Source organism: Burkholderia seminalis, from assembly GCF_001718535.1.
In the GTDB taxonomy this organism is placed as follows: domain Bacteria; phylum Pseudomonadota; class Gammaproteobacteria; order Burkholderiales; family Burkholderiaceae; genus Burkholderia; species Burkholderia seminalis.
In genome coordinates this window covers 1,042,555-1,066,366 of sequence record NZ_CP013399.1, presented here as the reverse complement: position 1 = coordinate 1,066,366, position 23,812 = coordinate 1,042,555, and the positions used below count along the sequence as shown (strand labels likewise).

Genomic DNA, 23,812 nt, shown 5'->3' with positions numbered 1-23,812 from the left:
ATGACCGCCCTTGCAGGCAAAGTCGCGATCGTCACCGGCGGCGCCACGCTGATCGGCGCCGCGGTCGCGCAGGACCTGATCCGCGCCGGCGCGCACGTCGCGATCCTCGATCTCGATGCGCGGAACGGCGCGCGCGTGGCCGATTCGCTCGGCGAGCAGGCGCTGTTCGTCGCGCTCGACATCACCGACGACCGCGCGATCGCGCATGCGGTATCGGCCATCGTCGAACGGTTCGGCGCGATCGACGTGCTCGTCAACCTCGCATGCAGCTACGTCGACAACGGCATCCAGGCGACCCGCAACGACTGGCTGGCCGCGATGGACGTCAACGTCGTGTCGGCCGCGATGCTGGCGAAGGCCGTCCATCCGCACATGGCCCGGCGCGGCGGCGGCGCGATCGTGAACTTCAGCTCGATCTCGGCGCAGTGCGCGCAGACGGGCCGCTGGCTGTATCCGACCTCCAAGGCGGCGATCCGCCAGCTCACGCGCAGCATGGCGATGGATCTCGCGCCCGACCGCATTCGCGTCAACTCGGTGTCGCCGGGGTGGACGTGGTCGCGCGTGATGGACGAGATGACGCACGGCGACCGCGCGAAGACCGACCGCGTCGCCGCGCCGTTCCACCTGCTCGGCCGCGTCGGCGATCCGTCCGAGGTCGCGCAGGTCGTCACGTTCCTGTGCAGCGACGCGGCGAGCTTCGTCACCGGCGCCGACTACGCGGTGGACGGCGGCTACGCCGCGATGGGCCCCGAACAGGCGGTGCCGGCCATTCCGCGCCTGGCGGAGTGACCGCGCGTCGCCACCGCTTCCCGCAACCTTCCGGCCGTCACCCGGCCAACCAAGGACATTCCATGAGACGCATCGCTATCGTCGGCGCCGGCCAGTCCGGCCTGCAACTCGCTTTCGCCCTGCTCGACCAGGGCTATCACGTCACGCTCTCGACCAACCGCGACGCCGAGCAGATCCGCACGGGCAAGGTCATGTCGAGCCAGTGCATGTTCCACACGTCGCTGCAGATCGAGCGCGACCTCGGTCTGAATGCATGGGAGGAAGCGTGCCCGGCCGTCGAAGGCATCGGCATCGCGGTGCCGCATCCCGACGGCAATGGCCGCAAGGCGATCGACTGGTCGTCGCGGCTGACGCGTTATGCGCAGTCGGTCGATCAGCGCGTGAAGATGGCCGACTGGCTCGACGGCGTCCGGCGCCGCGGCGCGGACGTGCGGATCGGCGACGTCGGCGTACCCGAGCTCGAGGCACTCGCGCGCAGCCACGATCTCGTGCTGCTCGCGGCCGGCAAGGGCGACATCGTCAACCTGCTGGGCCGCGACGACGCGCGCAGCGCGTTCGACCGCCCGCAACGCGCGCTGGCGCTCACCTACGTGAAGGGCATGGCGCCGAGCCAGCCGTATTCGCGCGTGCGCTTCAACCTGCTGCCCGGCATCGGCGAGTATTTCGTGTTTCCCGCGCTGACCACGACGGGCCCGTGCGAAATCATGGTGTTCGAAGGGATTCCGGGCGGCCCGCTCGACTGCTGGGCCGACGTGAAGACGCCCGAGCAGCATCTGGACCGGAGCCTGTCGTTCCTGCGGCAATACGTGCCGTGGGAATTCGAGCGCTGCCGCGACGTCGAGCTGACCGATCCGAACGGCACGCTGGCCGGGCGCTTCGCGCCGACGGTGCGCAAGCCGTTCTTCCGGCTGCCGTCGGGCCGCACGGTGTTCGGGATGGCCGATGCGGTGGTCGTCAACGATCCGATCACGGGCCAGGGATCGAACAACGCCGCGAAGTGCGCGCACGCGTATGCCGGCGCGATCGTCGCGCGCGGCGCCGCGCCGTTCGGCGAAGACTGGATGCAGCAGACGTTCGACGGCTACTGGGCGTACGCGCAGCATGTGGTGCGCTGGACCAACTCGCTGCTCACGCCGCCGCCGCCGCACATCCTCGAACTGCTCGGCGCGGCCGGCCAGCTGCCGTCGCTCGCGAAGGCGATCGTCGACGGCTTCGACGATCCGCGCCGGTTCTCGCCGTGGTGGTTCGAGCCGTCGGCCTGCGCGGCGACGATCCGCGAACACAGCGTGCGGGCGGCATGAACGACATGGAAACGCTCATGACCGACCGTTCCGTCCTCGACCCGATGCAACTGCGCGCCGCGTTCGGGCAATTCCCGACCGGCGTCACCGTGATCACCACCTGCGGGCCCGACGGGCGCAAGGTGGGCCTCACCGCCAATTCGTTCTCGTCGCTGTCGCTCGATCCGCCGCTCGTGCTGTGGAGTCTTCGCAAGGTCGCGCCGAGCCGGCCGGATTTCGTCGCGGCCACCCACTTCGCGATCAACATCCTCGCGCACGACCAGATCGACCTGTCGCGCCGTTTCGCGACGCCGAGCGCCGACAAGTTCGACGGCGTGCCGCATGCCGAATCGGACAGCGGCGGCGTGCCCTGCCTCGATGGCGCGAGCGCGCGCTTCGTGTGCCGCAACGTCGGCCACTACGAAGGCGGCGATCACCTGCTCTTCATCGGCGAGATCGAGCAGTTCGACGCATTCGGCAAGGCGCCGCTCGTGTTCCATGCGGGCCAGTATCGCGCGATCGCCGATCATCCCGATCTTTTACGCACTATTTGATTAGTCATCCATAAAAATACCCAGGAGGTGGTGAACATGAAACTCGGCTCTCGCCTGCTCGTCGTCGCAGGCCTCGCGATCGCCGGCATCGCCGGCAGCGCGCCGGCCCACGCGGCCGACCTGCCGTCGGTCAACCTCGGCATGACCAGTTTCCTCGACGGCATGCCGCCGGCCGGCTCCGGCTGGTACGGCACGCAGTACCTGCAGTACTACACGGCCGGCCGCGTCAACGACAATGCGGGCAACAAGGTCGGGCTGCCGAAGCAGGACATCGACCTGTTCGCGGGGCTGAGCCAGCTCGTCTACCAGTCGCCGCTGACGTTCGCGGGCATGCACCCGGGGCTCGACGTGATCCTGCCGTGGATCGCATCCGCGCGGACCGACGACGGCATCGGCAACGTCGCGCTGAATGCGCGCGCCGGGTTCGGCGACCTGCTGATCGGCCCGTTCATCCAGTTCGACCCGGTGATGGGCGCGCAGGGCCCGCGTTTCGCGCAGCGCGTCGAGTTCCAGTTCATCGCGCCGACCGGCGCGTACGATCCGGCGCGCGCGATCAACCCGGGCAGTCATTTCTGGTCGTTCGATCCGTACTGGGCGGCCACGCTGTGGCTCACGCCGAAATGGACCGTGTCGTGGCGGCTGCACTATCTGTGGAATGCGACCAACCATCGGCCGGCCGCGTCGCTCGGCCCCGACGTGACGTCGACGCGGGCCGGCCAGGCGATCCACGTGAACTTCGCGACCGAGTATGAAGTGCGTCCGGGCCTGCGACTCGGGCTCAACGGCTACTGGCTGCGCCAGACCACCGACATGCAGGCAAACGGACAGGACGTGCCCGGCACGCGGGAAGCCGTGTTCGCGATCGGGCCGGGCGCGATGTATAGCTTCTCGCCGCACGACCACCTGCTGTTCAACACGTACTTCGAGACCCATGCGCGCAACCGGCCGCAGGGGACGCGGCTGGTGCTGCGCTACGTGCATCACTTCCAGTGACGTCGGGCGCCCCGGCGCGTCGATGCGCGACACGCCGCTTCAATGGTTAGCAGTAGGGGGCAACCGTGAAGGCGGTGGACTACGGCTTGTTCCATGGCCGACCATGGGTCCAGGATGCGTTGACGCCGCTATGGTCGACCTGTCTCGCGGCGGCGCCTGGGGAGGGAGCCTCCATGAAGCCTGTTGCCGTGCCGGCCGACGGCGGTGTCGGGGCCGGCACGTTCATCCTGTGCAGCGCGGCCGGCGTCATGCCGGCTCGCCGCTCACTGCGCGATGCCCACGAACGTCGGCAGCAGCACGCGATAGACATGGATCATCGCCGGCCCGAGCAGCACCAGCATCAGCGCGGGGAAGATGCAGAAGATCAGCGGAAACAGCAGCTTCAGCGCGATCTTCGCGGCCCGCTCCTCCGCGCGCATGCGCCGCCGCGTGCGCAGCATGTCCGACAGCACGCGCAGCGATTCGCTGATGCTCGTGCCGAAGCGATCGGCCTGGATCAGCATCGCGCAGAACGACTCGATGTCTTCCACGCCGGTGCGCAGCGCGAGATTGCGCAGCGCGGTTTCCTTCGTAAATCCGGAGCGCATCTCGAGCAGCAGCAGTTCGAGTTCGCTCGCGACCACCTCGCTGCTGAACCGCAGCTCCTCGCTCACCTTCATCAGCGCCGCGTCGAGCCCGAGCCCCGCTTCGACGCACACGGTCAGCAGGTCGAGCGCATCGGGGAAATCCTCGAAGATCTTCTGCTGGCGCACCTTGATCCGCTGTGACAGCACGATGTTCGGTATGTAGTAGGCGATACAGGCGAGCACCACGAGGATGGCCGACAGCAACGCGCGCTCGTCGCCGAGCGACGTCGTGATCAGCACCGGCAGCACCGCGCACGGCAGCGCGAGCGCCGCCACCGTCTTCGCGGTGAAATACAGCGCGGCCGCACCGGGGTTGCGCCAGCCGGCATTCATCAGCCGGATGCGCAGCGGCGAATTCTCCCAGCCCTCCTTCGGCACCGACAGCTTCGAGATCGGGGTGGACAGCTCGACCAGCTTCGCGACCCAGCGCGACGTCAGGTCGTCGTCGCCGCCCGTGCCTGTACCTGGGCCTGCGACGGCGCCCGCACCGGCGCCGCCGGCCTGCTGGATCCGGCGCTGCAGGTTGCGCGGCGCGAACAGCAGCATCGCGACGAGCACACCGCCGGCTACGAAGATGAACAAGCCGCCCAGCATCACGGCCTGGACCACGCTCAGGTTTTGCATGACAGCCTCGCTACGGTTCGTTATTCGGCTCGCGCGTCAGACGCGAATGCGGACGATGCGGCGAATCCAGAACAGGCCGAACGCCATCGACACCAGCATCGTGCCGACCATCCGGATCCCGGCCGGATCCTCCCAGAGCACCGACAGGAATTCGCGGTTCAGCAGCGCCATCACCGCGGCGGTCCCGAACGGCAGCAGCCCGAGAATCCACGCGGACAACCGCCCTTCCGCCGACAGCACCCGCACCTTGTCGAACAGCTTGAAGCGTTCGCGGATCAGCGCGCCGATGCTGTCGAGCAGCTCGGCCAGGTTGCCGCCCGTCTCGCGCTGGATCAGCACCGCGATCACGAAATAGCGCAGGTCCTGCACCGGCACGCGCGTGGCGAGGTTCATCAGCGCGTCGTGCAGCGACACGCCGTAGTTGACCTCGTCGAACGTGACGCGGAATTCGCCGCCCATCGGATCGGGAAACTCGTCGCCGACCATCCCGAGCGTGCTCGTGAACGAGTGGCCGGAACGCAGCGCGCGCGAGATCATGTCGCAGATGTCCGGCAACTGCCGCTCGAGCTTGCGCAACCGGCGCCCGCGGCAGCGCATCACGTACATCAGCGGCAGGCAGCCGGCCAACAGCGCGACCGGCAGCGCGGCGAGCTGCATGCGCGTGGCGACGCTCGTCGTGAACCATGCGAACGCCGCGAACACGGCACTGAGCACGATCAGCTTCGGCAGCGTCCAGTCGAGGCCCGATTGCTGGATCACGAGATCGAGCGCGTGCACGCGCGGCACGCGCAGCAGCATCCGGTCGAACGGCCTCGACTCGTCGAGCATCCGCTTCTTCAGGATCGACAGCCGCTCCTGCTGCACGTTGCCGCCGGCCGACATCGCGCGAATGCGCGATTCGATCCGGCGCGCGGCGGAGCCGTGCCGCGCGTTCCACCATTGATACGCCCCTTCGATGGTCAGCACGACCGCGACGAAGGTGAGAATCACAAAACCGTAAAAGATCGTGTTCATGAAGCCTCCCCGGCAGCAAACGGCGCGCTGTGATCAGTTCGTCTCGTACCGCTGGGACGGGTCGTAAAGCGAATCCGGCAGGTTGATGCCGAACGCCTGCAGCCGCTCGACGAACTTCGGCCGCACCCCGGTCGCGCAGAAGTGGCCGCGTACCGAACCGTCGCGGTCCACGCCCGTGCGCTTGAACGTGAAAATCTCCTGCATGTTGATGATGTCGCCTTCCATCCCGGTCAGTTCCTGGATGCTGACGATCTTGCGCTTGCCGTCGGGCAGCCGCGCGGCTTGCACGACCACCGAGATCGCCGACGCGATCTGCTGGCGCATCGTCTTCGGCGGCAGCGACAGCCCCGCGACGCTGATCATGTTCTCGAGCCGCGTCAGCGCGTCGCGCGGCGTGTTCGCGTGGATCGTCGCGAGCGAACCTTCGTGGCCGGTATTCATCGCGTTGAGCATGTCGAGCGCTTCGGCGCCGCGCACTTCGCCGAGGATGATCCGGTCGGGCCGCATCCGCAGCGCGTTGCGCACCAGCGTGCGCTGCGTGATCTCGCCCTTGCCCTCGATGTTCGGCGGGCGCGTTTCGAGCCGCAGCACGTGCGGCTGCTGGAGTTGCAGCTCGGCCGCGTCCTCGATCGTCACGATCCGCTCGTTGCGCGGAATGTAGCCGGACAGGATGTTGAGCAGCGTCGTCTTGCCGCTGCCGGTGCCGCCCGACACGAGCACGTTCACCTTCGCGCGCGACAGCGCGTCGAGCAGCTCGGCCATCGGCGGCGTCAGGCTGTGGAAGCGCACCAGATCGTCCATCTTCAGCGGATTGACCGCGAAGCGCCGAATCGACATCAGCGGCCCGTCGATCGCGGACGGCGGGATGATCGCGTTCACGCGCGAGCCGTCGGGCAGCCGCGCGTCGACCATCGGGCTCGATTCGTCGATGCGGCGCCCGACGCGCGACACGATCTTCTCGATCACCTTCATCAGGTGCGCGTCGTCGTAGAACGTCACGTCGGTCAGCTCGAGCTGGCCGCAGCGCTCGACATACACCTGGCGGTACGTGTTCACGAGGATGTCGGAGATCCCGGGGTCGCGCAGCAGCGCTTCGAGCGGGCCGAAACCGAACATTTCGTCATACACGTCGATCGCGAGCTGCCGGCGCTCGATGTCGTTCGCGGGCAGCCGCTCCTCGTCGAGGATGCGCGCGATCAGCGCGCCGATCTCCATGCGGACCTGATCCTGCGGCATCCGCGACAGGCGTTCGAGTTCGACGCGCTCGAGCACGGTCAGGTGAATTTCGCGGCGCAGCTTCTGGTAGGCGTCGCGTACCGACGAATGAGCCGGACCGGCCGGTTCGCTGCCTGCCGACAGCGGCTGGGCCCGGTGCAAGGACATCTGTTCGCGCAATGACATGATGGTTCCCCGGAAGAATTACATGGACTTGAGCTTCGGCGTGGCCTTGCGGCCGAACAGCCGGGACATCAGCGGTTCGCTGGGCGCCACGCTGCGTCCCGCGCGCGTTTCGCCGTCGACGAGTTGTTTCGCGCAGGCCTGCAACGCGCGCGCGACCGCCGTGCCGCGCGCGAGCCGCGACACCGGATGGCCCTGGTTGATCGCTTCGAGCACGGTATCGGCGTCGTCCGGAATCGTGCAGGCGGCATGCAGGCCGAGCACTTCCTCGAGCGCCGTGCGGGTCCGGTCGCTCGCGCGCGTCGCGCGGTTCACGATCAGGCGCAACTGGTCGGTCGAGTAGCCGAGCGACACGAGGATCTCCAGCAGCCGGCGGCCGGCGCGCACGTGCGGCATCGCGGGCTGCAGCACGATCTGGATCTGGTCGCTGCGATCCAGCGCGACCATCGACAACGGATTGATGCCGACCCCGACGTCGAAGATCACGAAGTCGTAGCGCGGCGCGGCGACGCCGAGGATCCATTCGAGTGCATCCTCGCGCATCTCGGCGGCCTTGACCGGGTCGCCGGCGCCCGCGAGCACGTGAAAGTTCTCCGTCACGTGCGCGACGCTCGCGTCGAGAAACGCGCTGTCGAGCCGCTCGATCTGCGCGCATAGCTGCGGCAGCGTCGACGGCGGGGTTTCGTCGCTGACGAGGAAAGCCGCATCGGCGAACTGCTGGTTCAGGTCGATCAGCAGCACGCGGCGCTTGAAGCCCTCGGCGATCTCGAACGCGACGTTGCTGGCCGCGAAGCTCGTGCCGGCCCCGCCCTTGCACGACATGAACGACACGATCCGCGTATCGTCGCTGTCGCACCGCGTGCTTTGCGCGGCGGCGCGTTCGAGCGCGTTGCCGAGCGCCTGAGGATCGATCGGCCATTGCAGCACGTCGCGCGCGCCGGCGCGCATCGCGTCGAGCAGCACGTGCGGCGACGCATCGGCCGTCACCAGGATGCAGGTCAGGTTCGCGTGCGCGCGGCAGATCCGCTCGATCGCCGCCAGCTCCGACGGATCGAGCAACGTGCCGTCGACCAGCAGGATGTCGAACGCGTCGAGCCCGTCGGTGCGATGCTCGATCTGGGACGGGCGCCCGGTCGCGCGCGTCGCGCGATAGCGTCCGCAGTCGGCCACGAGACGCGCGATCTGCGTGAGCCGCGCGGTATCGTCGGAAGCTACGAGGATGTTGATCATGTCGTGTGCCTCGTGTGTTCGATCAGTTGCAGGCGGCGCCGCCCGTCGAGGAGGTCAGGCTCTCGCGCGGCAGCGTCGTCGTGAACGGCGGCATCCTGACCGTGACGTTCACGAACGGGATCATGGTCTTGACGGTGACGTTCGTGACGCTGACGGTCACGAACGCGCACGAGTTCACGTCGCAGCTCGCCGGCGAGTAATTCACCGACACGTTCGCGTTCGACAGCAGCGGCATCAACGACCTCACGCGCTTCGTGACGCCGGCCGCGTTCACGTCGCACACCACCGCCGTGCGCGCGCCCAGACGCACGGCCTCGCTCGCGGTGTTCCAGTAGAACAGCACGCGGCCGAATTCGAAGATGCCGATCAGCAGCATGATCAGGACCGACGCGATGAGCCCGAACTCGACGATCGCCGAGCCGCGTTGACCGCGCCGGCGCGACGGCGGAACATGGCGCGCGTTCATGACACTTGCCTCATCACGGTGACGATGTTGTTGAAGGTGATCGACGGCAGCCACGGGTACGCGGGAATCGGCCGGTAACGGTAGCCCTTGATCTTCACTTCGACGACGTTGATCGCGCCCGTCGCCGTCCCGCTTGCCGCGTTGTTGTTCGAGTCGTAGGTCGGCAGGTTCGCGAACTGCGCCGGATCGGACGCGTCGCCGCAGCCGGTCGTGCGCTGCGCGTCGCAGATGGTCACCATCGACGTCGTGAGCCCCGGCACCAGCTCGGTGCCCGACGAACCGCACGTCGTGCTGCCGTAGACGACGAGGCACTGCGCCTGCGACACCGGATACGCGCTGTCGGTCGGCAGCCAGACCGACAGGTAGCGCGCCGCGTCGCGCGTCGCCTTGGTCAGCGTCTCGTACTGGTAGATCGCGCGGCCGAACTCGGCCACGCCGGTCGCGAGCATGACCATCGGCATCAGCACGAGCGCGAACTCGACGGCAACGACGCCACGGGTACGCGAACGGCGCAACGGGAGCTTGTTCATGATCGCCTCGCTATTGAACGAGCATCGGAACCTGGGTACCCGATGCGCTGCCGCTGCCGGGCAATCCGTGCGTCGCGCACGGATTGTTGCCGGACACCGACGAACCGAGGTATTCGAGGTGCGCCACGACCCCGCCTTTGCCGGGACTGAACGGCAGCGGGTCGAGCATCAGCACGCAATCCCATTGCGTGACGTGCACCTTGCCGCTGTTCCCCTTCAGCGTCGAGCAGTCGCCTTCCGGTGCGAGCGCGACGCGGCGGTCGCCCCCGTAGGTCTGGTAGTTGCTCGCCGTGGCCGTGCCGTTGGTGGAAATCCCGCTTCCCGACGGCGGCGCGCCATCGCCCTGGTAGGACTTGAAATTCGTACGGTCGGTGACGAACTGCGTATAGGCGTCACCCTTGATGCCCGCCGTTCCCGGCGGCCCGTAGTTCGGCCCGACGTAGGCGTAGCCGGTGAAGTCCGGCTGGCCGCTCGAGCCGTTCGCGCCGTTCGTGTAGATCCCGAAGCGCGTATTCCACGCGCGCAGCGACGCCGACTTCAGGCCGGTGGTGCTCAGGTCGGGCGGGCTCGTGATGTTGCAGGTGTTGCCCGACAGCTCGCCCGCGAGCGTCGGCTCGTCCGTCGAGCCGTCGAGCGCCGCCCAGCCGAAGTTGCCGGGCCCGTAGGTCGACGACGAACCGGACGGCGACGAGATCCAGTCGCCGACCTTGTAGGCCGGATCGGACGGGCCGCGGCACACGAACACCGGAATCGCGCAGGTGGTCTGCCCGCCGCCGACCGTCGCGATCGCGCTCGCCGAGACTTCCGCCGCGTTCGCGAGCTTCATGCCCGGCAGCACGTTCAGCACCTCGATGAACCAGTGCGCGATGTTGCTCAGCTTGGCCGTGCATTGCACGTACTTCATGTTCGCCGGCGTCGTGACGGCGTTCTTCGTCAGGAACGGGTTGGTCAGCGAATCGCTGAACGTGACGTTCGCGTTCGTCGACATCTGCACCGCGTTGTTCTGGAAGAACACCAGATTGAGGTGGCCGGCGGCGATGCCGTCGGCCTCGGCCACCGACAGGCTGATGGCCGACGTCAGGTCACGCGCAGCCGACAGCGCGCACGCATCGGCGCTGTTCTGCAGCTCGCTGCGCGTGACGTACAGCTTGCCGAGATCCAGCGCGAGACCGACGAACCCGATCATCACCGCCAGCGCGAGACCGACGATGATCGCGACGGCACCGCGCTGGCGATGCGGGCCGCGACGCGTGACTTTCGGATGACGTGCTGCGCTGTTCATGGCGTTCTCCCTGAGCATGCCGTCGTTACTGGGTGGCCTTGCCGATGCCGATCACGAACGCATTGGCGGGCGGCACGGTCTGCTTGAACGACCTGTCGTAGTTGTCGAGCGCGGCCGCGGCGGCGCTGCCGTCGACGCCCGACGCCGAGGCCGCGTGTTCGGCGGCATGCGGATCGATGATCTGGGCCTGCATCACGGTGCGGACCGAGTCGCCGAAGCGGCTGTCCCACACCGGTGTCGACGACATGCAGCCGGCAAGCGCGAACGCGAGCGGGACGGCGAGCGCCGCGCGGCGCACGAATACGAGGTAGGCGGTTTTCATGAGTGTCCCCTTGACGGGTTTCAACGATCGGTGGACTCGGGTGCCGCGCTCACGCGCGCAACCTGCGCCCGCGCTGCGGCCGGGATCCGGTGCCTGGGCCGCGCCGCCGGCTGGGCCGGCGTGTCGGGGCCGGCCGTCGCGAGACGCGCGGCGGCGGCCTCGATGCGCGCGATGCGCGCGGCGTCCGACGTGCCGGACAACGGTGCGGCGGCCACCACCGGCGCGGGCACCTGCTGCGGCTCGGCCAGCACCGGCTGCTGCGCATCGGCGCCTTGCGGCGCGCGCGGTGCGGGCAGCGCGGCGGCCGGACCGGCGGGCGCTTCCGATTGCGGCGCCGGTGCGGGTGCCGGCGCCTGGGCCGGTGACTGCGGTGCGGCGGCTGCGCCGTTCGCGGGTGGCGTGCCTGCCTTGCGAACCCCGCCGCGGCCTTCCATGTTGCCGGTCGCATAGACGTCGGCTTCGTTCGGCTTCGAGAAGCTGTCGGTCGGCAGCGCGACGTCCGCGGTCTGCAGCGGCTTCACCAGGTGCGGCGTGATCAGGAAGATCAGCTCGGTGCGATCCTGCTGGAACGACGTGCTGCGGAACAGCGCGCCGAGCACCGGCACTTCGCCGACACCCGGGATCGCCTTCAGCGCACCGGTCGCGTTGTCCTTGATCAGCCCGCCGATCGCGAACGATTCGCCGTCGCTCATCTGCACCGTCGTCGACGCGCGCCGCGTCGTGATCAGCGGCAGGATCGACGTGCCGCCGATGTTGGTCGCGCTCAGCGTGACGCCCGTCTGCGACAGCTCCGACACTTCCGGCGCGACCTTCAGGCTGATCCGGCCGTTCGCGAGCACCGTCGGCGTGAACTTCAGCGCGACGCCGAACTCCTCTTCCTGCAGCGTGATCGACGACGTGCCGTTGCCGCTGCTTTGCGGGATCGGGATGAAGATCTTGCCGCCCGCGAGGAACGTCGCTTCCTGGCCGCTGATCGTCACGAGATTCGGCTCCGCGAGGATCTTGACGAGGTTGTCGGTGTTCTGCGCGTCGGCCGCGATGCTGAACGGCTTGTTGTTCGCCTTGTTGAAGACGGCCCCGCTGGCGACGCCCGCGAGCAGGTTGCTGACCAGCGCGCCGCTCCACGAACCGAACCCGCCCTGGATGTTGAACGCGCTGCCCATCTGGTTGATCAGCGTCTTCGACACCTCGGCTACCTTCACCTCGAGCATCACCTGCTGCGGGGACGTGACGTTCAGCATGTTCAGCACGCCGCCGCCGCCCTTGCCGCCCGCGGCGGGATCGCCGGCGCTGTCGCCGTAGGCGCGGGCAATCTGCACGGCCTGCTGCGCGGCCTGCGAGCTCGACACGGTGCCCGCCAGCACGATCGTGCCGGCCGCGGTCGAGACGTGGATGTCGCGCTCGCCCGGCATCAGTTGCAGCAGCGACGCCTGCAGGCCGCCCGCATCCGCGCCGACCGCGACGTCGATCACGCGGCACGCGCCGCTCTTGCCCTGCACGATCATGTTGGTCGTGCCGACCGCGAGCCCGAGGATGTACAGCGTCTGCGGCGACACCATGGTGGCCTGCGCAACGGCCGGATTGCCGATCGTCCGATTGCGGACCGGCTCCGGCATCGGCACCAGCAGCGACTTGCCGAGCGGCACGCTGACGCTGGTCGACTCGCGCACGGCGCCGACGCAGTTCGGCCCGCGCAGCGGCCCCGCCGACGCGGCGGGCGCGGCGGCCGGCACCGGCCCCATGCTGATCGTCATCTGCATCGGCCCCTTGCCGACCGCGGCCGGCGCGCTGGCGCCGCCCTTCGTCAGCGCGGCCGACTCGACGCCTTCCTGCGCGAGTGCGCCATAAACGGTCAGCCATCCCGAACAGAGGATCGCGGCCATCATCGTGCCCCGTGCGACGCGCGTCCGCAGTGGGCCGGTACCTGTGCATTGCGGTTTGATCTTCATTTCGTCTGATCCCCCGAGAGGCCGGCGCCGTGCCGGTTATCGACTTCCCAGGCCGCCGCGCGTGGCCGGCGGCCAATCTGTTGGTCTGGCTGGTTTGATCTGCTTCAGAAACACTCGACGCTGCCCTTCACGCCCGTCAGCACGCCGACGCAGTCGCGCCGTGCTTCCGGCGCCGCGTGCGATGCGACGTGCACGCGCACCGGCCGCACGTGGGCGGGAGGCGGCGGCGCGTCGGGCACGGGTTCCTTGCCCAGCAGCGTCAGCTTGGTCGCGCCGCCGGTGTTCAGCGTCTTCTGGTCGACCTGGTTGCGCAGCACGAGCGACAGCGTGCCGACGCTGCGCGCGAGGTCGAGCCGTTCGGCCTGGTCGGGCGTGACTTCCAGCGTCACCGCGTTCACGACCTTCGGTGCGGTGTCGTCGCGGCTGACCTGCTGCGCGACGGCCAGCACGAGGATGTGTTCGAGCACGATCTTGGAGATGCTCTGCCCGTCGGTCTTGCCCTGTTGTTCCTGCGTGTTGACGATCACGTCGACGTAGTTGCCCGGCAGCGCGAAGCCCGCGACGCCGACCACGTCGTTCACGCGCACCGTGATCGCGCGGCTGCCGTCGGCGATCACCGCGGACAGGCCGCCCTTGGTGCCGACGGGCGCGAGCTTCGACTCGATCACCGGCTCGCCGCGCGCGAGGCTGGTGCGCACGACGCGCCCTTCGAGCGCCTTCGTGTCGGTGAACGCGCCGGTCGGCACGCTGCCCGCCGGCCAGCTGACCATGTGGATCTGGTTCGGCCCGAGCGGTTCGCCCAGGTTCAGGTCGGTGGTGGCCACCGCGACCGGCGTGACCGAACTCGTGGATGTCTGCACCAGCCAGTGGGACGCGAAGACGACCGCGGCAAGACCCGCGACCATCGCGACGACCAGCATCATGACCGCTCGACTGTTTTTCATGGCAATGCTCCTCGACGAATCGTGAAAGGATCGGCTCAGCCGGTAATGAACGTGCGGCCGCCGCGCTCGATGGGCGGCGGATGGCCGCCGTCACGTTCGGGGGCCGCGCCGAAATAGCTCGCCCAGGCGTCGTACAGCGCGTCGTGCGTCACTTCGGGCGGATCGCCGCGATACCGCGCGCCGGCGGCCACGAGTCGCAGCAGGTCCGCCGGGAAACAGGCGAGAAACGCCTTGCCGGTCGGCAGGTGCAGCCGATGCAGCAGGTAATCGAAGGCATCGCTCGCCGACACCAGCCCGAGCGACGCGCAGGCCGCTTCGTACACGGCACGGTAGTCGTCGATCGACATCGGGCCGACATGCAGCTTCGATCCGAGGCGGCGCAGGAACGCGTCGTCGCAGAACTGTTCCGGCGCCAGGTTGCTCGAGAACACCGGCCACACGTCGAACGGCATCACGAAGCGGTTGCCGGATTCGAGCGTCATGAAATCGACGCCGCGGTCGAGCGGGCGCAGCCAGCGATTGAGCAGGTCGCGCGGCTCGACGCGCTGGCGGCCGAGATCGTCGACAACGTACATGCCCATGTTGGCTTTCATGTGCGGGGGCGCCTGGTAGAAGCCGGCGGCCTCGTCGCGGCGCAGGTCGAGCTCGTCGAGCGTCAGCTCGCCGCCCGACATCACGACCGGCCGCGCGCACAGGCGCCAGCGACGATCGACCGACCGGCTGCCGGGCGACTGCCCCGCCTCGACATGCACGAGCGGGTCGTAGACCTGGATCACTTCGCCGGCCGCGCAGATCGCATGCGGCACCGGCACGCGGCCGTGCATCAGCGAGCCGAGCCGCTCGGCGAGGAAGGTCTTGCCGCTGCCGGCCGGGCCGTAGATCAGCAGCGGACGGCCGGCGTTCAGCGCCGCGGCCGCCGCATCGAGCACCGACGTGTCGATCACGATCCCTTCGAACGCGGCCCACACATCGCTCTGGCCGATGTGCAGCTTGCGGACCGAATGCGCGCTCACGCATTTGAGATACGCGTCGAGCGTCACCGGCGCGGGGCCGCTGTAGCCGCTGCGTGCCCGTTCCTCGAGCGCGAGCACGCGGCCCGCGTCGGTCAGGCGGAACGTCACGTCGAGATCGGTCGCGCCGCGATGGGTCAGCTCGACGAGATGCTCGCGCACCAGGAACGCGAAGACCTCGTCGAGCACCGCGAGCGGCAGGCAGTGCCGCTCGACCAGGTCGCCGTACGACGGGCGGCCGAGTACCAGCGTCGACTTCAGCACGAGCCCGGCGACGAACGTCATGCTCAGCCCGGTTTCCTCGAGCGTGCGCGGCGCCGCCGGCAACTGCGTGCCCAGTTTCGTATGGGCCTCCCGCGACGGCAACGGATCGGGCAGGTGCGCCACCTGCGCGTCGCGTCTCGGTTCGGTATGGTTCGTGTTCATGATCGCTCCGTCCTCGTTGCCTGCGCGTCGCACTATGCGCACGACGCGAACAACATGCCCAGCGTGCCGGCCGCGATCGCGACGCCATACGGCAGCGTGCCGACCGAGGCGATTTCCACGGAGCCGCCGGCGGCCTCCGCGTGCGCCCCCTGCGAACGGCGCGCGATCAGCACGCGGACGTTCGCCAACATCTGGCGCATCCGGCCGCGCAACAGCGCGAACGCAACGGCGCCGATCCCGCCGGCCAGGAACGTGGCCAGCACGATGTAGAACGTCATTTCCGCCCCGACCCACGCGCCGATCGCGAGCATCAGCTTCACGTCGCCGGCCGCCATTCCGCGCAACAGGTAGAACGGCAGCAGCAGGCCGAAACCGGTCGCGGCACCGGCGAGCCACGCGAGTGCGCCGGCCGGCAAGCCGTGCAGCATGCACTGCGCAACCAGCGCGCCGACGAGCCCGACCGCGACGAGACGGTTCGGAATGCGGCGAGACGCGATATCCGTGCTGGCCGCCGCCACCGCGAGCAGCGTCACGCACAACGGAATCGGGTAAGGCGGCGCAACAGGTAGCATGGCGAACCTCTCGGGTCGAATTCGTCGAATCAGGAAACCATAACCAGCGCGGTGGTGACCGCGGCCGTCACGGCCGCTGCAATCACCTCGTACGTATCGGCAAGCGAGCCTTTCAGCGTGACGACGCTGCCGAGCACCGCGGTGGCGAACATCGCCGCGAGCAACGCGTATTCGATCGACGTCACGCCCTGCTCGTCGACGATCCAGCGACGGACGGCACGCATCGTGGCTGCCATGATGGTCTCCGGTTCCAGGTTGACTGAATGGCCGGGGACGGCTCGAGCACTGCACCGGCCGAGCCGTCCGCGGCACGGTCCATCAGATACCGGCAACCGCGGAATCCAGGTCGGCCGCGATCGTGCTGAACACGGTCTTCAGGTCCTTCCCGATGGTCGACAGCGCCAGGATGATGCCGACGGCGATCAGTGCGGCGATCAGGCCGTATTCGATGGCGGTCACGCCGTCCTCGTCGCGAACGAAACGGCCGGCTTGTTGAATGAACTTGGACATGGTGAATCTCCTTTCGTGGTGACTTTCAAAACCCTCGAGCACCGGCTGGTCGGATGACCGTGCATCGATACGTCGAGGCAGGTTGTTGATGCCGTGTGGTGCCGACGAACGAAGCGGACGAGCCGTTCGCCGTACCGTCCATCAGATGCCCGCTACTATCGAGTCCAGATCCGCCGCGACCGTGCTGAACACCGTCTTCAGATCCGTACCGATCGTCGTCAGCGCGACGACGATGCCGATCGCGATCAGCGCGGCGATCAGGCCGTATTCGATGGCCGTCACGCCTCGCTGATCCCGGATCAACCACGCGATCTTTTCGATGACTCTTGACATGAGTACTCTCCTTTCGGACTGCTATTGAATTCCCTTCGTCGATCGCGACGTCGGGGACGGGCACCACCGGCACTACAAGAAAATCGAAACGCGACGCTCAGCGGCGGGAACGGGGATGCACACCGTCGTCCGTGCGAACGGGAATCAGTGAAGCGGAGCGCGAGAGAGGCGGATATGGAGCGACCATCCGGATGAACCGGGCTGGCCGGGCGACCGGAACGGCACGACGGCCATTCGACGCATGGAATCCAGTTGACCGGGAAACGAATGCCCGGCAAATCCGCAATATGTTTTTAACGCGGATTGCGAGCCGCGATGTGCTGTGGTCTTTCATTTTTATTCCCCGTCTGCTGCCATGCCGATGTCTTATTGCCCTGAAGATTCCGGGTCTGATAAGTCGATCGACGATCGTTTGCGCGGTTCGTCGACCTAGCGCTGTGTATTCCCCTGCGCGCTCCGGTCATTTTTTCCGCATGTGGCGCCGAGGCCGGTTCCATGTGTCTGCCTTCAGAACCGCCGGTCGCCACATCGTCGACTGCCGTGCCAACGCTTACGCAAAGAGCAGGCCATGCTCAACGAAATCGAGGCGTGTCAAGGGTTCCAGCGATGTCGGCCTTCCCCTGACCCAGGCTCGATGACCGATATGTTTCAAATTTGAACGATCCGGGGACGCCGGTGCGGCTGATCCGAATGTCGGTCGTCGCGCTGCACAAAGGCCGGAAAAAATTTCGTTGGGACTTTCCCGGACGCGGTAAGCCGGTCGCGTGCCGCGCGTTCGGCGGGCTGCAACGCCGGTAAAAATCGCGGAATGTTTCACGCCGGAAACATGAAACCCGATCGCGTGGATTTCTCATACCTGAAAACGGGGTTTTCAAGCCCATTATTCGACAGTCCCTATATCGTCTGCCAGTGCGTGGTTTGCATCGCGCGATTTTTTCTTCAACAATGAATTCACCGGACAACGCGGTTTCAACGCGATTCGATCCGCAGGCACGACAACATCAGACGGCCGCGACAGACCACGCAGCCACCACGACATACGGGGCATCATGTACACAGCCAATCGTGAAACGCGCGATCGCGCCGTCCGCTGCGCTCAATGGCTGACGGCGGACCGGATCATTCCGTACAGCTGCATCATGCTGATGCTCTTCGCCGCGCTGCTGGTGGTGTGGGGCGTCGTGACCGACGGCTTCACGTCGAGCGCCATCGCCCGTCCGGGCACCGACTTCTCGGTCTTCTGGACTGCTTCCCATCTCGTGTTGCAAGGCCATGCCGCATCGGCCTACGACCCTTCGTCATTCGTGCAGGCCGAGTTCGCGCACTTCGGTGCGTTTCTTCAACACCGGCCGCTTCCCTGGCTCTATCCGCCGACGATGCTGCTGTTCATCGCGCCGGTTGCCCTCGTGCCTTTCCTGCCCGCTTACTTCCTCTTTTTCGCGGGCAGTCTTTTATGCTATGCGTTCGCCGTCTCGAGGCTGTCGGGATTGCGCGCGCACCTTCCCGTGCCGCGCGCCGCGGCGCTCGTCGTGGTCGCGTACTCGGCCGTGTGCATGTCCGCGCTGTTCGGGCAGAACAGCATCCTGACCGCCGGCCTCGCCGCGCTGGCGCTGCACCTGCTCGGCAAGCGCCCCGTCGTGGCCGGCGTGCTGATCGGCCTGCTCGCGATCAAGCCGCAACTGGCCGTGGTGTTCCCGTTCGTGCTGATCGCGACGCGCGCCTGGCGCACGTTCGCGGCGGCGGCGATCAGCGCGGCGCTGTTCGCGGCGGCCGGTGTCGCACTGGCCGGCCCGGCCGCGCTGCACGGGTTGTCGCATGCGATGTCGACGGTACGCGAGCAGCACTTCATGCTCGCGTCGTACTGGCTCGCGTCGCCGACGCCGTTCGCCGCGTTGCGGCTCGCGGGCGCACCGGTGGCCGCCGCGCTCGCGGCACAGGCGGCGGTAGCCCTGCTCGCGATCGCCGCGGCCGTCGGCGTGTGGCGCCGTACGCGCGACATGCGCCTGCGCGGCGCGGTGCTGGCGGTCGCCACGCTGCTGACCACGCCGTATCTGTGGAACTACGAACTGACGTGGCTCGGCATCGCGGTCTTCTGCCTGATCGCGCATGGTCTCGACGAGGGCTGGCTGCCGGGCGACCAGGGCATCCTCGTGCTCGCGTGGCTGCTGCCGATCTTCGAGATGCTGAACCGGCTGATGAAGCTGCCGCAGATCGGGCCGATCGTGCTGCTCGCGGTGCTGTTCGTCGTCGTGCGCCGCACGGCGCTCGCATCCGGGAGCGCACGATGAAAACGCCTGCGTTCGCCCGCCACCTGCATGCATCCGTCGACGTGCATCCGGAGCTGCCGATCGCCGGCCCGCGCCGCTACCCGCACTGGCTCAATCGCGACCGCGTGCGCCTCTACGCGGCCGCCGCGCTGCTGACCGAACTGCTGTTCATCGCGATCTACGTGACGCGCGTGCTCCTGTCGCACAACGGCGCGCTGGAACCGCTGTCGCAGGACTTCTCGCCGATCTGGAGCGCCGCGTGGCTCGCCGCGCACGGCCACGGCGCCGACGCGTGGCATTTCCCCGCGCTGTTCGCGGTCCAGAAGCTGGCCGTCCCGACGATGACGCTCGCGGGCGGCGCGCTGCCGTGGCTTTATCCGCCGACGATGCTGCTGCTCGTGCTGCCGCTCGGCTGGCTGCCGTACACGCTTGCGCTCGTGCTGTGGCTCGCCGTCACGTATGCGCTGTTCGCCGCGACGATCCACGCGATCGTCCAGCGCGATGCCGCCTGGCTGTGCGCGCTCGCGTTCCCGGGCGCATTCCTCACCGTGATCGTCGGCCAGACCAGCCTCTTCACCGCGATGCTCGCCGGCGTCGGCCTGCTCGCGCTGAACCGCCGGCCTGCGGTGGCGGGCATCTGCTTCGGCTTGCTGACGATGAAGCCGCAGCTCGCGGTGCTGTTCCCGCTCGCGCTGCTGTGCGCGGGCCAGTGGCGCGCGCTGGCCGCGTGGGCCGCGACGATCGCCGGCAGCGTCGCGCTCGCGACACTCGCGTTCGGCATCGGTCCGTGGATCACGTTCGCGCACGTGATCGGCAACGTCTACGCGGTCGTCGGCACCGGTCACGCGAAGCTCGCGCGCATGCCGTCCGTGTTCGCGCTCGCGACGATGGCCGGCTGGCCCGTGCTCGTCGCGCGCGGCCTGCAACTGCTGTCGGCCGCGGCCGCCGCGATCGCCGTCGTCTACGCATGGCGCGGCGCGTGCTCCTATGCGCTGCGTGCCGCGACGCTCGTATGCGCGTGCCTGCTCGTCAGCCCGTATTTGTACGACTACGACCTGACCTGGTATGGCCTCGTGATCGCGTGGTACGCCCGCTATGCATGGACCCACGGCTGGCGGCGCTTCGATCGCGAATGGCTGATGCTGCTGTGGCTGATGCCGTTCGCCGGCCTCGCGGTCATGCCGCATCTGCCGTTCCAGTTCATGCCGCTCGTCACGCTGGCGTCGCTCGCGCTGCTCGTCGGCCGGATCGCTCAGGAAAGACACGACGTGCCGTCGATGCCCGACGCGCACGACCACTCGACCGATACCGGATTCACGCATCCGGTCCGGCCGCACCACCGCCCGGCGTACGGAATGCGCCGCACCGGCCGCCCGACCATCGGCGCCGACCGGTGACGCGACATGACAAGGGGAGTCATCATGCGGGAACCACGCTACACACCGCTCGTTTCGCTGGTTGTGCCGTTCTATAACGAAGGCGAGGCCGTCGAGCGCTTCTTCGACGTCGTGATGCCGTTGCTGACGGCCATCGACGCGATCCGCTTCGAGATCGTCTGCGTCAACGACGGCAGCCGCGACGACACGCTCGAGCGCCTGGTCCGGATCGGCACCACCGAGCCGCGCGTGCGCGTGATCGACCTCACCCGCAACTTCGGCAAGGAAGCGGCGTTGACGGCCGGCCTCGACGAAGCCACCGGCGACGCGGTGATTCCGCTCGACGCCGACCTGCAGGATCCGCCGAGCCTGATCCCCGTGATGATCGAGCACTGGCGCGACGGCGCGGAAGTCGTCGCGGCGAAACGCAGCAACCGCGCGTGCGATTCGTTCGCGAAGCGCACCGCCGCCGCGATCTACTATCGTGTGCACAACATGCTGTCGGACGTGAAACTGCCGGAGAACGTCGGCGATTTCCGGCTGATGGATCGCCGGGTCGTGAATGCGCTGCGCAGCCTGCCCGAGCGGCACCGTTTCATGAAGGGGCTGTTCGCGTGGGTCGGCTACAAGACCGTGATCGTCGAGTACCAGCGCGACCCGCGCAGCGCCGGGCACTCGAAGTTCTCCGGCTGGAAGCTGTGGAATTTCGCGCTGGAAGGCATCACCAGCTTCAGCACGGTGCCGCTGCGCAGCTGGACCTACATCGGCGTCGGCATCGCCGCGCTCGCGTTCCTGTACGGCACGTTCATCATCTTCCGCACGCTGCTGTTCGGCAATCCGGTGCTCGGCTACGCGTCGCTGATCTCGGTCACGCTGTTCATTGGCGGCATCGAACTGATCGGGATCGGTGTCGTCGGCGAATACATCGGGCGAATCTACGACGAGTCGAAGCAACGGCCCGTCTACCTGATCCGCCGCCGCTACCAGGTGCACGCCAAGGTGATCGAGCTGCCGGTGGCGCGCGACGCGCGCCGCCAGGCCGCCCGCCGCCGCACGCAGCCGACCCGCGCGCGGATCGGCGCCCGCTGACACATGCGCGCCGCCATGATCGACCTGCTCCACGCCGAACGCACGCGGCTCGTGCGCTTCGGCGTGTCCGGGCTGTGCTCGACCGCGCTCCACACGCTGATCGCCGCGGCGATGTTCGCGCTGTTCGACGCGACGCTGGTGGCCGCGAACGCGGTCGCCTTCCTGTGCGCGACCGCGTTCTCGTATCTCGCGAATACGCTGTGGAGCTTCGCGTCGACGGTGCGCACGCGCAACCTGGTGCGCTTTCTCGCGGTCACGCTGGTCGGCTTCGTCGAGACGATGCTGCTGGCGCGCGGCGCCGAAGCACTCGACCTGTCGCGCGGGATGAGCATCGTCACGATCGCGCTGCTGATCCCGCCGACGACGTTCGTGCTGCACCGGCTGTGGACCTACCGGTAAACGGCCCGCCCGCGTTTCCTCCTCCCCGCCGATAATCGGTCAAACGATTAACAGATTCAATGTCGCCATATTTATGTGGCGTATCGAATCGATTGATTCCGATTTTAAAATTACTAATCGATTTAATCATAACGACCTGTTTACTTTTACAGCTTCCATAATTAACCGAACGGGATAATCTGCATTCGCCGTCGCTTCAGCACCTGCCGCCTCCGGAGCAAATCCTTGCGGCACAAGGCGATGGCGGCCGCACGAAGCAATTCGCGCAACGATAAGTCCCATTACTTCAAACGGGAGCTTCCATGTCACGCGTTACCGATGTGCTCGTTTCGTTCGATACCGAAACCATTCTCAAAAAATATCCGAATCCCAGCAAAAACCCGGCCGCTCCGACGCTGATCGACTGGCGTTATGTTTATATGGTGACCAACCAGGACAACGTCATCTCCGGGCAGGCAGGCGGCGAGCTCGATCTGAAAGCGCAGGTCGGCGACCTGATCCGCTGGCGTGAAACGAGCCTGTCGCTGGGCTTCGAGAACCAGGTGGTGTTCTACAAGTTCATCGGCAACGTCGGCAACGACCTGATCTCGACGCCGACGCCGCGGGTGGCGGAAGCGTCGATCCCGGTGCCGAACACCAGCAAGCCGGAAGTGCCGACGTGCCAGAAAGTCGCGAACTACTACTGGTCGTCGGAATGCCTGAAGGTCGGCCGCGTGACCTACCACTTCCAGTTCCAGATCATCGATCGCAACTGCCAGAGCCAGGGCTGCTTCTCGTGGGATCCGTTCATCTCGATCCATAACTGATCGCGGCAGGCGGGCGGCCGCGCGACGGCTGCCCGTGCCGCCCCCTTGTTGCGCAGGAGGTGCTCATGTCTGGTCTTCGTTGCGATGTGCTCGCGGTCGTCGACGCCGTCACGCTGCTGTCGGCCCACCCCGATGCGAGCCGGAACGCCGATGCGCCGACCGTGATCGACGGCCGGCACATCTACGTGTTGAGCCCGGGCGACGCCGGGCAGGTCGGCCACAACGACAACCGGCTGTTTGCCGGCCTGTCGCCCGGCGACGAGCTTCATCTGCGCGAAACCGCGCTGGCGCTGCGCGCGGAGCTGAGCGTGCTGTTCATCCGGTTCGCGTTGAAGGACGCCGGCATCGTCGCGCCGATCGAAGCGGAAGTGCGCGATGCCGCCAAGCCGGTGCCGGACGGCGACGACCTGCTTCATCCGTCGTGCCGGCCGATGAAAGACCACGTGTGGCGCAGCGAGGTGCTGGCGGCCGGCACCACCGCCTGCACGGCCGATTTCGCGGTGCTCGATCGCGACGGCGCGGTGTCCGGTTACTTCCGCTGGGAAACGACGATCGAGATCGCCGGCAGCCGGCCCGACACGAAGCAGCCCGGTTTCAAGCCGTCGTCCGACCGCAACGGCAGCTTTACGCTGCCGCCGAATACCGATTTCAAGGCGACCTTCTACGCGAATGCCGCCGACCGGCAGGACCTGAAACTGTTCATCGACGACGCACCGGAACCGGCCGCGTCATTCGCGGGCAACGGCAACGACGGCGTCAGGCAGTTCACGCTGAACTCGCGCGGCGGCAGGATCCGGATCGACGCGTCGGCCAACGGCCGGCCATCCGCGACCGATGCGCGGCTCGCGCCGCTGTCCGCCGGCGATACCGTCTGGCTCGGCTGGCTCGGCGCCGAAGACGGCGCCGACCGCGACTACAACGACGGGATCGTGATCCTGCAGTGGCCGATCGCGTGAGCGGCGCGGCACATCCAGTACACCTGATCGTCGCACTTTCCGCCCGCACGCGCCGCTCTTTCCACTC

General features: G+C 67.6%; 25 protein-coding genes. 10 read left to right on the top strand and 15 right to left on the bottom strand.

Going from position 1 to position 23,812, the window contains the following annotated elements; translation table 11 throughout:
* From WJ12_RS20530 to WJ12_RS20515, 4 genes are all read left to right on the top strand, one after another.
* Positions 1-789 carry an SDR family oxidoreductase gene (locus tag WJ12_RS20530; protein WP_059560820.1) on the top strand — a complete coding sequence of 263 codons (789 nt, stop codon included), beginning with the start codon at positions 1-3 and terminating at the stop codon, positions 787-789.
* A 62-nt stretch (positions 790-851) separates the two neighbouring features.
* Complete coding sequence (locus WJ12_RS20525) at positions 852-2,090, top strand: styrene monooxygenase/indole monooxygenase family protein (protein ID WP_059560817.1); 1,239 nt, start codon at positions 852-854, stop codon at positions 2,088-2,090.
* Between the two features lie 5 nt (positions 2,091-2,095).
* Entirely contained in the window at positions 2,096-2,623 is a 528-nt protein-coding gene (locus WJ12_RS36005; RefSeq protein ID WP_059561338.1) for a flavin reductase family protein, read from the top strand.
* 36 nt (positions 2,624-2,659) lie between these two features.
* Entirely contained in the window at positions 2,660-3,616 is a 957-nt protein-coding gene (locus WJ12_RS20515) for a SphA family protein (protein WP_034192010.1), read from the top strand.
* A 263-nt stretch (positions 3,617-3,879) separates the two neighbouring features.
* On the opposite strand, the gene WJ12_RS20510 is transcribed toward WJ12_RS20515, so the two are convergent.
* The 15 genes from WJ12_RS20510 to WJ12_RS20440 form a co-directional block, all read right to left on the bottom strand.
* Positions 3,880-4,866: a type II secretion system F family protein gene (locus WJ12_RS20510; protein ID WP_059560814.1), complete on the bottom strand. Its 987-nt coding sequence runs from the start codon at positions 4,864-4,866 to the stop codon at positions 3,880-3,882.
* 36 nt (positions 4,867-4,902) lie between these two features.
* Positions 4,903-5,880: a type II secretion system F family protein gene (locus tag WJ12_RS20505; protein ID WP_069245798.1), complete on the bottom strand. Its 978-nt coding sequence runs from the start codon at positions 5,878-5,880 to the stop codon at positions 4,903-4,905.
* A 33-nt stretch (positions 5,881-5,913) separates the two neighbouring features.
* Entirely contained in the window at positions 5,914-7,281 is a 1,368-nt protein-coding gene (locus WJ12_RS20500; RefSeq protein ID WP_069245797.1) for a CpaF family protein, read from the bottom strand.
* An 18-nt stretch (positions 7,282-7,299) separates the two neighbouring features.
* Positions 7,300-8,508, bottom strand: coding sequence for a CpaE/TadZ family protein (locus tag WJ12_RS20495; RefSeq protein ID WP_059560805.1), 1,209 nt, complete (start codon positions 8,506-8,508; stop codon positions 7,300-7,302).
* 22 nt (positions 8,509-8,530) lie between these two features.
* On the bottom strand, positions 8,531-8,974 hold the full coding sequence (locus WJ12_RS20490; protein ID WP_069245796.1) for a TadE/TadG family type IV pilus assembly protein: 444 nt from the start codon (positions 8,972-8,974) through the stop codon (positions 8,531-8,533).
* Positions 8,971-9,504, bottom strand: coding sequence for a TadE/TadG family type IV pilus assembly protein (locus WJ12_RS20485; RefSeq protein WP_059560799.1), 534 nt, complete (start codon positions 9,502-9,504; stop codon positions 8,971-8,973). Before WJ12_RS20485 ends, WJ12_RS20490 begins: the two co-directional genes overlap by 4 nt.
* A gap of 10 nt (positions 9,505-9,514) precedes the next feature.
* Complete coding sequence (locus WJ12_RS20480; protein WP_059560796.1) at positions 9,515-10,786, bottom strand: pilus assembly protein TadG-related protein; 1,272 nt, start codon at positions 10,784-10,786, stop codon at positions 9,515-9,517.
* Between the two features lie 25 nt (positions 10,787-10,811).
* Positions 10,812-11,108: a hypothetical protein gene (locus tag WJ12_RS20475; protein ID WP_034191762.1), complete on the bottom strand. Its 297-nt coding sequence runs from the start codon at positions 11,106-11,108 to the stop codon at positions 10,812-10,814.
* A 20-nt stretch (positions 11,109-11,128) separates the two neighbouring features.
* Positions 11,129-13,057, bottom strand: coding sequence for a type II and III secretion system protein family protein (locus WJ12_RS20470; RefSeq protein WP_059560793.1), 1,929 nt, complete (start codon positions 13,055-13,057; stop codon positions 11,129-11,131).
* A 104-nt stretch (positions 13,058-13,161) separates the two neighbouring features.
* Positions 13,162-14,001, bottom strand: a complete 840-nt coding sequence (gene cpaB / locus WJ12_RS20465; RefSeq protein WP_034191764.1) for a Flp pilus assembly protein CpaB — start codon at positions 13,999-14,001, stop codon at positions 13,162-13,164.
* A gap of 35 nt (positions 14,002-14,036) precedes the next feature.
* Entirely contained in the window at positions 14,037-15,437 is a 1,401-nt protein-coding gene (locus WJ12_RS20460; protein WP_034191765.1) for a P-loop NTPase family protein, read from the bottom strand.
* A 32-nt stretch (positions 15,438-15,469) separates the two neighbouring features.
* On the bottom strand, positions 15,470-16,009 hold the full coding sequence (locus tag WJ12_RS20455) for an A24 family peptidase (RefSeq protein ID WP_059560790.1): 540 nt from the start codon (positions 16,007-16,009) through the stop codon (positions 15,470-15,472).
* Positions 16,010-16,038: 29 nt separating this feature from the next.
* Positions 16,039-16,245: a Flp family type IVb pilin gene (locus WJ12_RS20450; RefSeq protein WP_059560787.1), complete on the bottom strand. Its 207-nt coding sequence runs from the start codon at positions 16,243-16,245 to the stop codon at positions 16,039-16,041.
* 82 nt (positions 16,246-16,327) lie between these two features.
* Positions 16,328-16,519, bottom strand: a complete 192-nt coding sequence (locus tag WJ12_RS20445; RefSeq protein ID WP_034191768.1) for a Flp family type IVb pilin — start codon at positions 16,517-16,519, stop codon at positions 16,328-16,330.
* A 141-nt stretch (positions 16,520-16,660) separates the two neighbouring features.
* On the bottom strand, positions 16,661-16,852 hold the full coding sequence (locus tag WJ12_RS20440; protein ID WP_034191769.1) for a Flp family type IVb pilin: 192 nt from the start codon (positions 16,850-16,852) through the stop codon (positions 16,661-16,663).
* Between the two features lie 1,049 nt (positions 16,853-17,901).
* On the opposite strand from WJ12_RS20440, the gene WJ12_RS20435 reads away from it, so the two are divergent.
* From WJ12_RS20435 to WJ12_RS36855, 6 genes are all read left to right on the top strand, one after another.
* Positions 17,902-19,140 carry a glycosyltransferase family 87 protein gene (locus WJ12_RS20435; RefSeq protein WP_034191770.1) on the top strand — a complete coding sequence of 413 codons (1,239 nt, stop codon included), beginning with the start codon at positions 17,902-17,904 and terminating at the stop codon, positions 19,138-19,140.
* Positions 19,137-20,516, top strand: coding sequence for a glycosyltransferase family 87 protein (locus tag WJ12_RS20430; protein ID WP_069245795.1), 1,380 nt, complete (start codon positions 19,137-19,139; stop codon positions 20,514-20,516). Before WJ12_RS20435 ends, WJ12_RS20430 begins: the two co-directional genes overlap by 4 nt.
* Before the next feature lie 24 nt (positions 20,517-20,540).
* On the top strand, positions 20,541-21,584 hold the full coding sequence (locus WJ12_RS20425) for a glycosyltransferase family 2 protein (protein WP_059560781.1): 1,044 nt from the start codon (positions 20,541-20,543) through the stop codon (positions 21,582-21,584).
* A gap of 15 nt (positions 21,585-21,599) precedes the next feature.
* The gene (locus WJ12_RS20420; RefSeq protein ID WP_069245807.1) at positions 21,600-21,983 is read left to right on the top strand and encodes a GtrA family protein; all 384 of its coding nucleotides are present in this window, start codon (positions 21,600-21,602) and stop codon (positions 21,981-21,983) included.
* 302 nt (positions 21,984-22,285) lie between these two features.
* Complete coding sequence (locus WJ12_RS20415) at positions 22,286-22,789, top strand: inclusion body family protein (RefSeq protein WP_006483191.1); 504 nt, start codon at positions 22,286-22,288, stop codon at positions 22,787-22,789.
* Between the two features lie 65 nt (positions 22,790-22,854).
* The gene (locus tag WJ12_RS36855; RefSeq protein ID WP_080288022.1) at positions 22,855-23,745 is read left to right on the top strand and encodes an AidA/PixA family protein; all 891 of its coding nucleotides are present in this window, start codon (positions 22,855-22,857) and stop codon (positions 23,743-23,745) included.
* Positions 23,746-23,812: the final 67 nt, after the last annotated feature.

What these genes read in the sequence shown, in the direction of transcription:
- WJ12_RS20445 (WP_034191768.1), bottom strand. Translation starts at nt 16,519, where the DNA reads ATGTCCAAGTTCATTCAACAAGCCGGCCGTTTCGTTCGCGACGAGGAC.
- WJ12_RS20425 (WP_059560781.1), top strand. Translation starts at nt 20,541, where the DNA reads ATGCGGGAACCACGCTACACACCGCTCGTTTCGCTGGTTGTGCCGTTC.
- cpaB (WP_034191764.1), bottom strand. Translation starts at nt 14,001, where the DNA reads ATGAAAAACAGTCGAGCGGTCATGATGCTGGTCGTCGCGATGGTCGCG.
- WJ12_RS20415 (WP_006483191.1), top strand. Translation starts at nt 22,286, where the DNA reads ATGTCACGCGTTACCGATGTGCTCGTTTCGTTCGATACCGAAACCATT.
- WJ12_RS20505 (WP_069245798.1), bottom strand. Translation starts at nt 5,880, where the DNA reads ATGAACACGATCTTTTACGGTTTTGTGATTCTCACCTTCGTCGCGGTC.
- WJ12_RS20430 (WP_069245795.1), top strand. Translation starts at nt 19,137, where the DNA reads ATGAAAACGCCTGCGTTCGCCCGCCACCTGCATGCATCCGTCGACGTG.
- WJ12_RS20420 (WP_069245807.1), top strand. Translation starts at nt 21,600, where the DNA reads ATGATCGACCTGCTCCACGCCGAACGCACGCGGCTCGTGCGCTTCGGC.
- WJ12_RS20460 (WP_034191765.1), bottom strand. Translation starts at nt 15,437, where the DNA reads ATGAACACGAACCATACCGAACCGAGACGCGACGCGCAGGTGGCGCAC.
- WJ12_RS36855 (WP_080288022.1), top strand. Translation starts at nt 22,855, where the DNA reads ATGTCTGGTCTTCGTTGCGATGTGCTCGCGGTCGTCGACGCCGTCACG.
- WJ12_RS20475 (WP_034191762.1), bottom strand. Translation starts at nt 11,108, where the DNA reads ATGAAAACCGCCTACCTCGTATTCGTGCGCCGCGCGGCGCTCGCCGTC.
- WJ12_RS20500 (WP_069245797.1), bottom strand. Translation starts at nt 7,281, where the DNA reads ATGTCATTGCGCGAACAGATGTCCTTGCACCGGGCCCAGCCGCTGTCG.
- WJ12_RS20515 (WP_034192010.1), top strand. Translation starts at nt 2,660, where the DNA reads ATGAAACTCGGCTCTCGCCTGCTCGTCGTCGCAGGCCTCGCGATCGCC.
- WJ12_RS20495 (WP_059560805.1), bottom strand. Translation starts at nt 8,508, where the DNA reads ATGATCAACATCCTCGTAGCTTCCGACGATACCGCGCGGCTCACGCAG.
- WJ12_RS20470 (WP_059560793.1), bottom strand. Translation starts at nt 13,057, where the DNA reads ATGAAGATCAAACCGCAATGCACAGGTACCGGCCCACTGCGGACGCGC.
- WJ12_RS20455 (WP_059560790.1), bottom strand. Translation starts at nt 16,009, where the DNA reads ATGCTACCTGTTGCGCCGCCTTACCCGATTCCGTTGTGCGTGACGCTG.
- WJ12_RS20525 (WP_059560817.1), top strand. Translation starts at nt 852, where the DNA reads ATGAGACGCATCGCTATCGTCGGCGCCGGCCAGTCCGGCCTGCAACTC.
- WJ12_RS20435 (WP_034191770.1), top strand. Translation starts at nt 17,902, where the DNA reads ATGTACACAGCCAATCGTGAAACGCGCGATCGCGCCGTCCGCTGCGCT.
- WJ12_RS20530 (WP_059560820.1), top strand. Translation starts at nt 1, where the DNA reads ATGACCGCCCTTGCAGGCAAAGTCGCGATCGTCACCGGCGGCGCCACG.
- WJ12_RS20490 (WP_069245796.1), bottom strand. Translation starts at nt 8,974, where the DNA reads ATGAACGCGCGCCATGTTCCGCCGTCGCGCCGGCGCGGTCAACGCGGC.
- WJ12_RS20440 (WP_034191769.1), bottom strand. Translation starts at nt 16,852, where the DNA reads ATGTCAAGAGTCATCGAAAAGATCGCGTGGTTGATCCGGGATCAGCGA.
- WJ12_RS36005 (WP_059561338.1), top strand. Translation starts at nt 2,096, where the DNA reads ATGGAAACGCTCATGACCGACCGTTCCGTCCTCGACCCGATGCAACTG.
- WJ12_RS20485 (WP_059560799.1), bottom strand. Translation starts at nt 9,504, where the DNA reads ATGAACAAGCTCCCGTTGCGCCGTTCGCGTACCCGTGGCGTCGTTGCC.
- WJ12_RS20450 (WP_059560787.1), bottom strand. Translation starts at nt 16,245, where the DNA reads ATGGCAGCCACGATGCGTGCCGTCCGTCGCTGGATCGTCGACGAGCAG.
- WJ12_RS20480 (WP_059560796.1), bottom strand. Translation starts at nt 10,786, where the DNA reads ATGAACAGCGCAGCACGTCATCCGAAAGTCACGCGTCGCGGCCCGCAT.
- WJ12_RS20510 (WP_059560814.1), bottom strand. Translation starts at nt 4,866, where the DNA reads ATGCAAAACCTGAGCGTGGTCCAGGCCGTGATGCTGGGCGGCTTGTTC.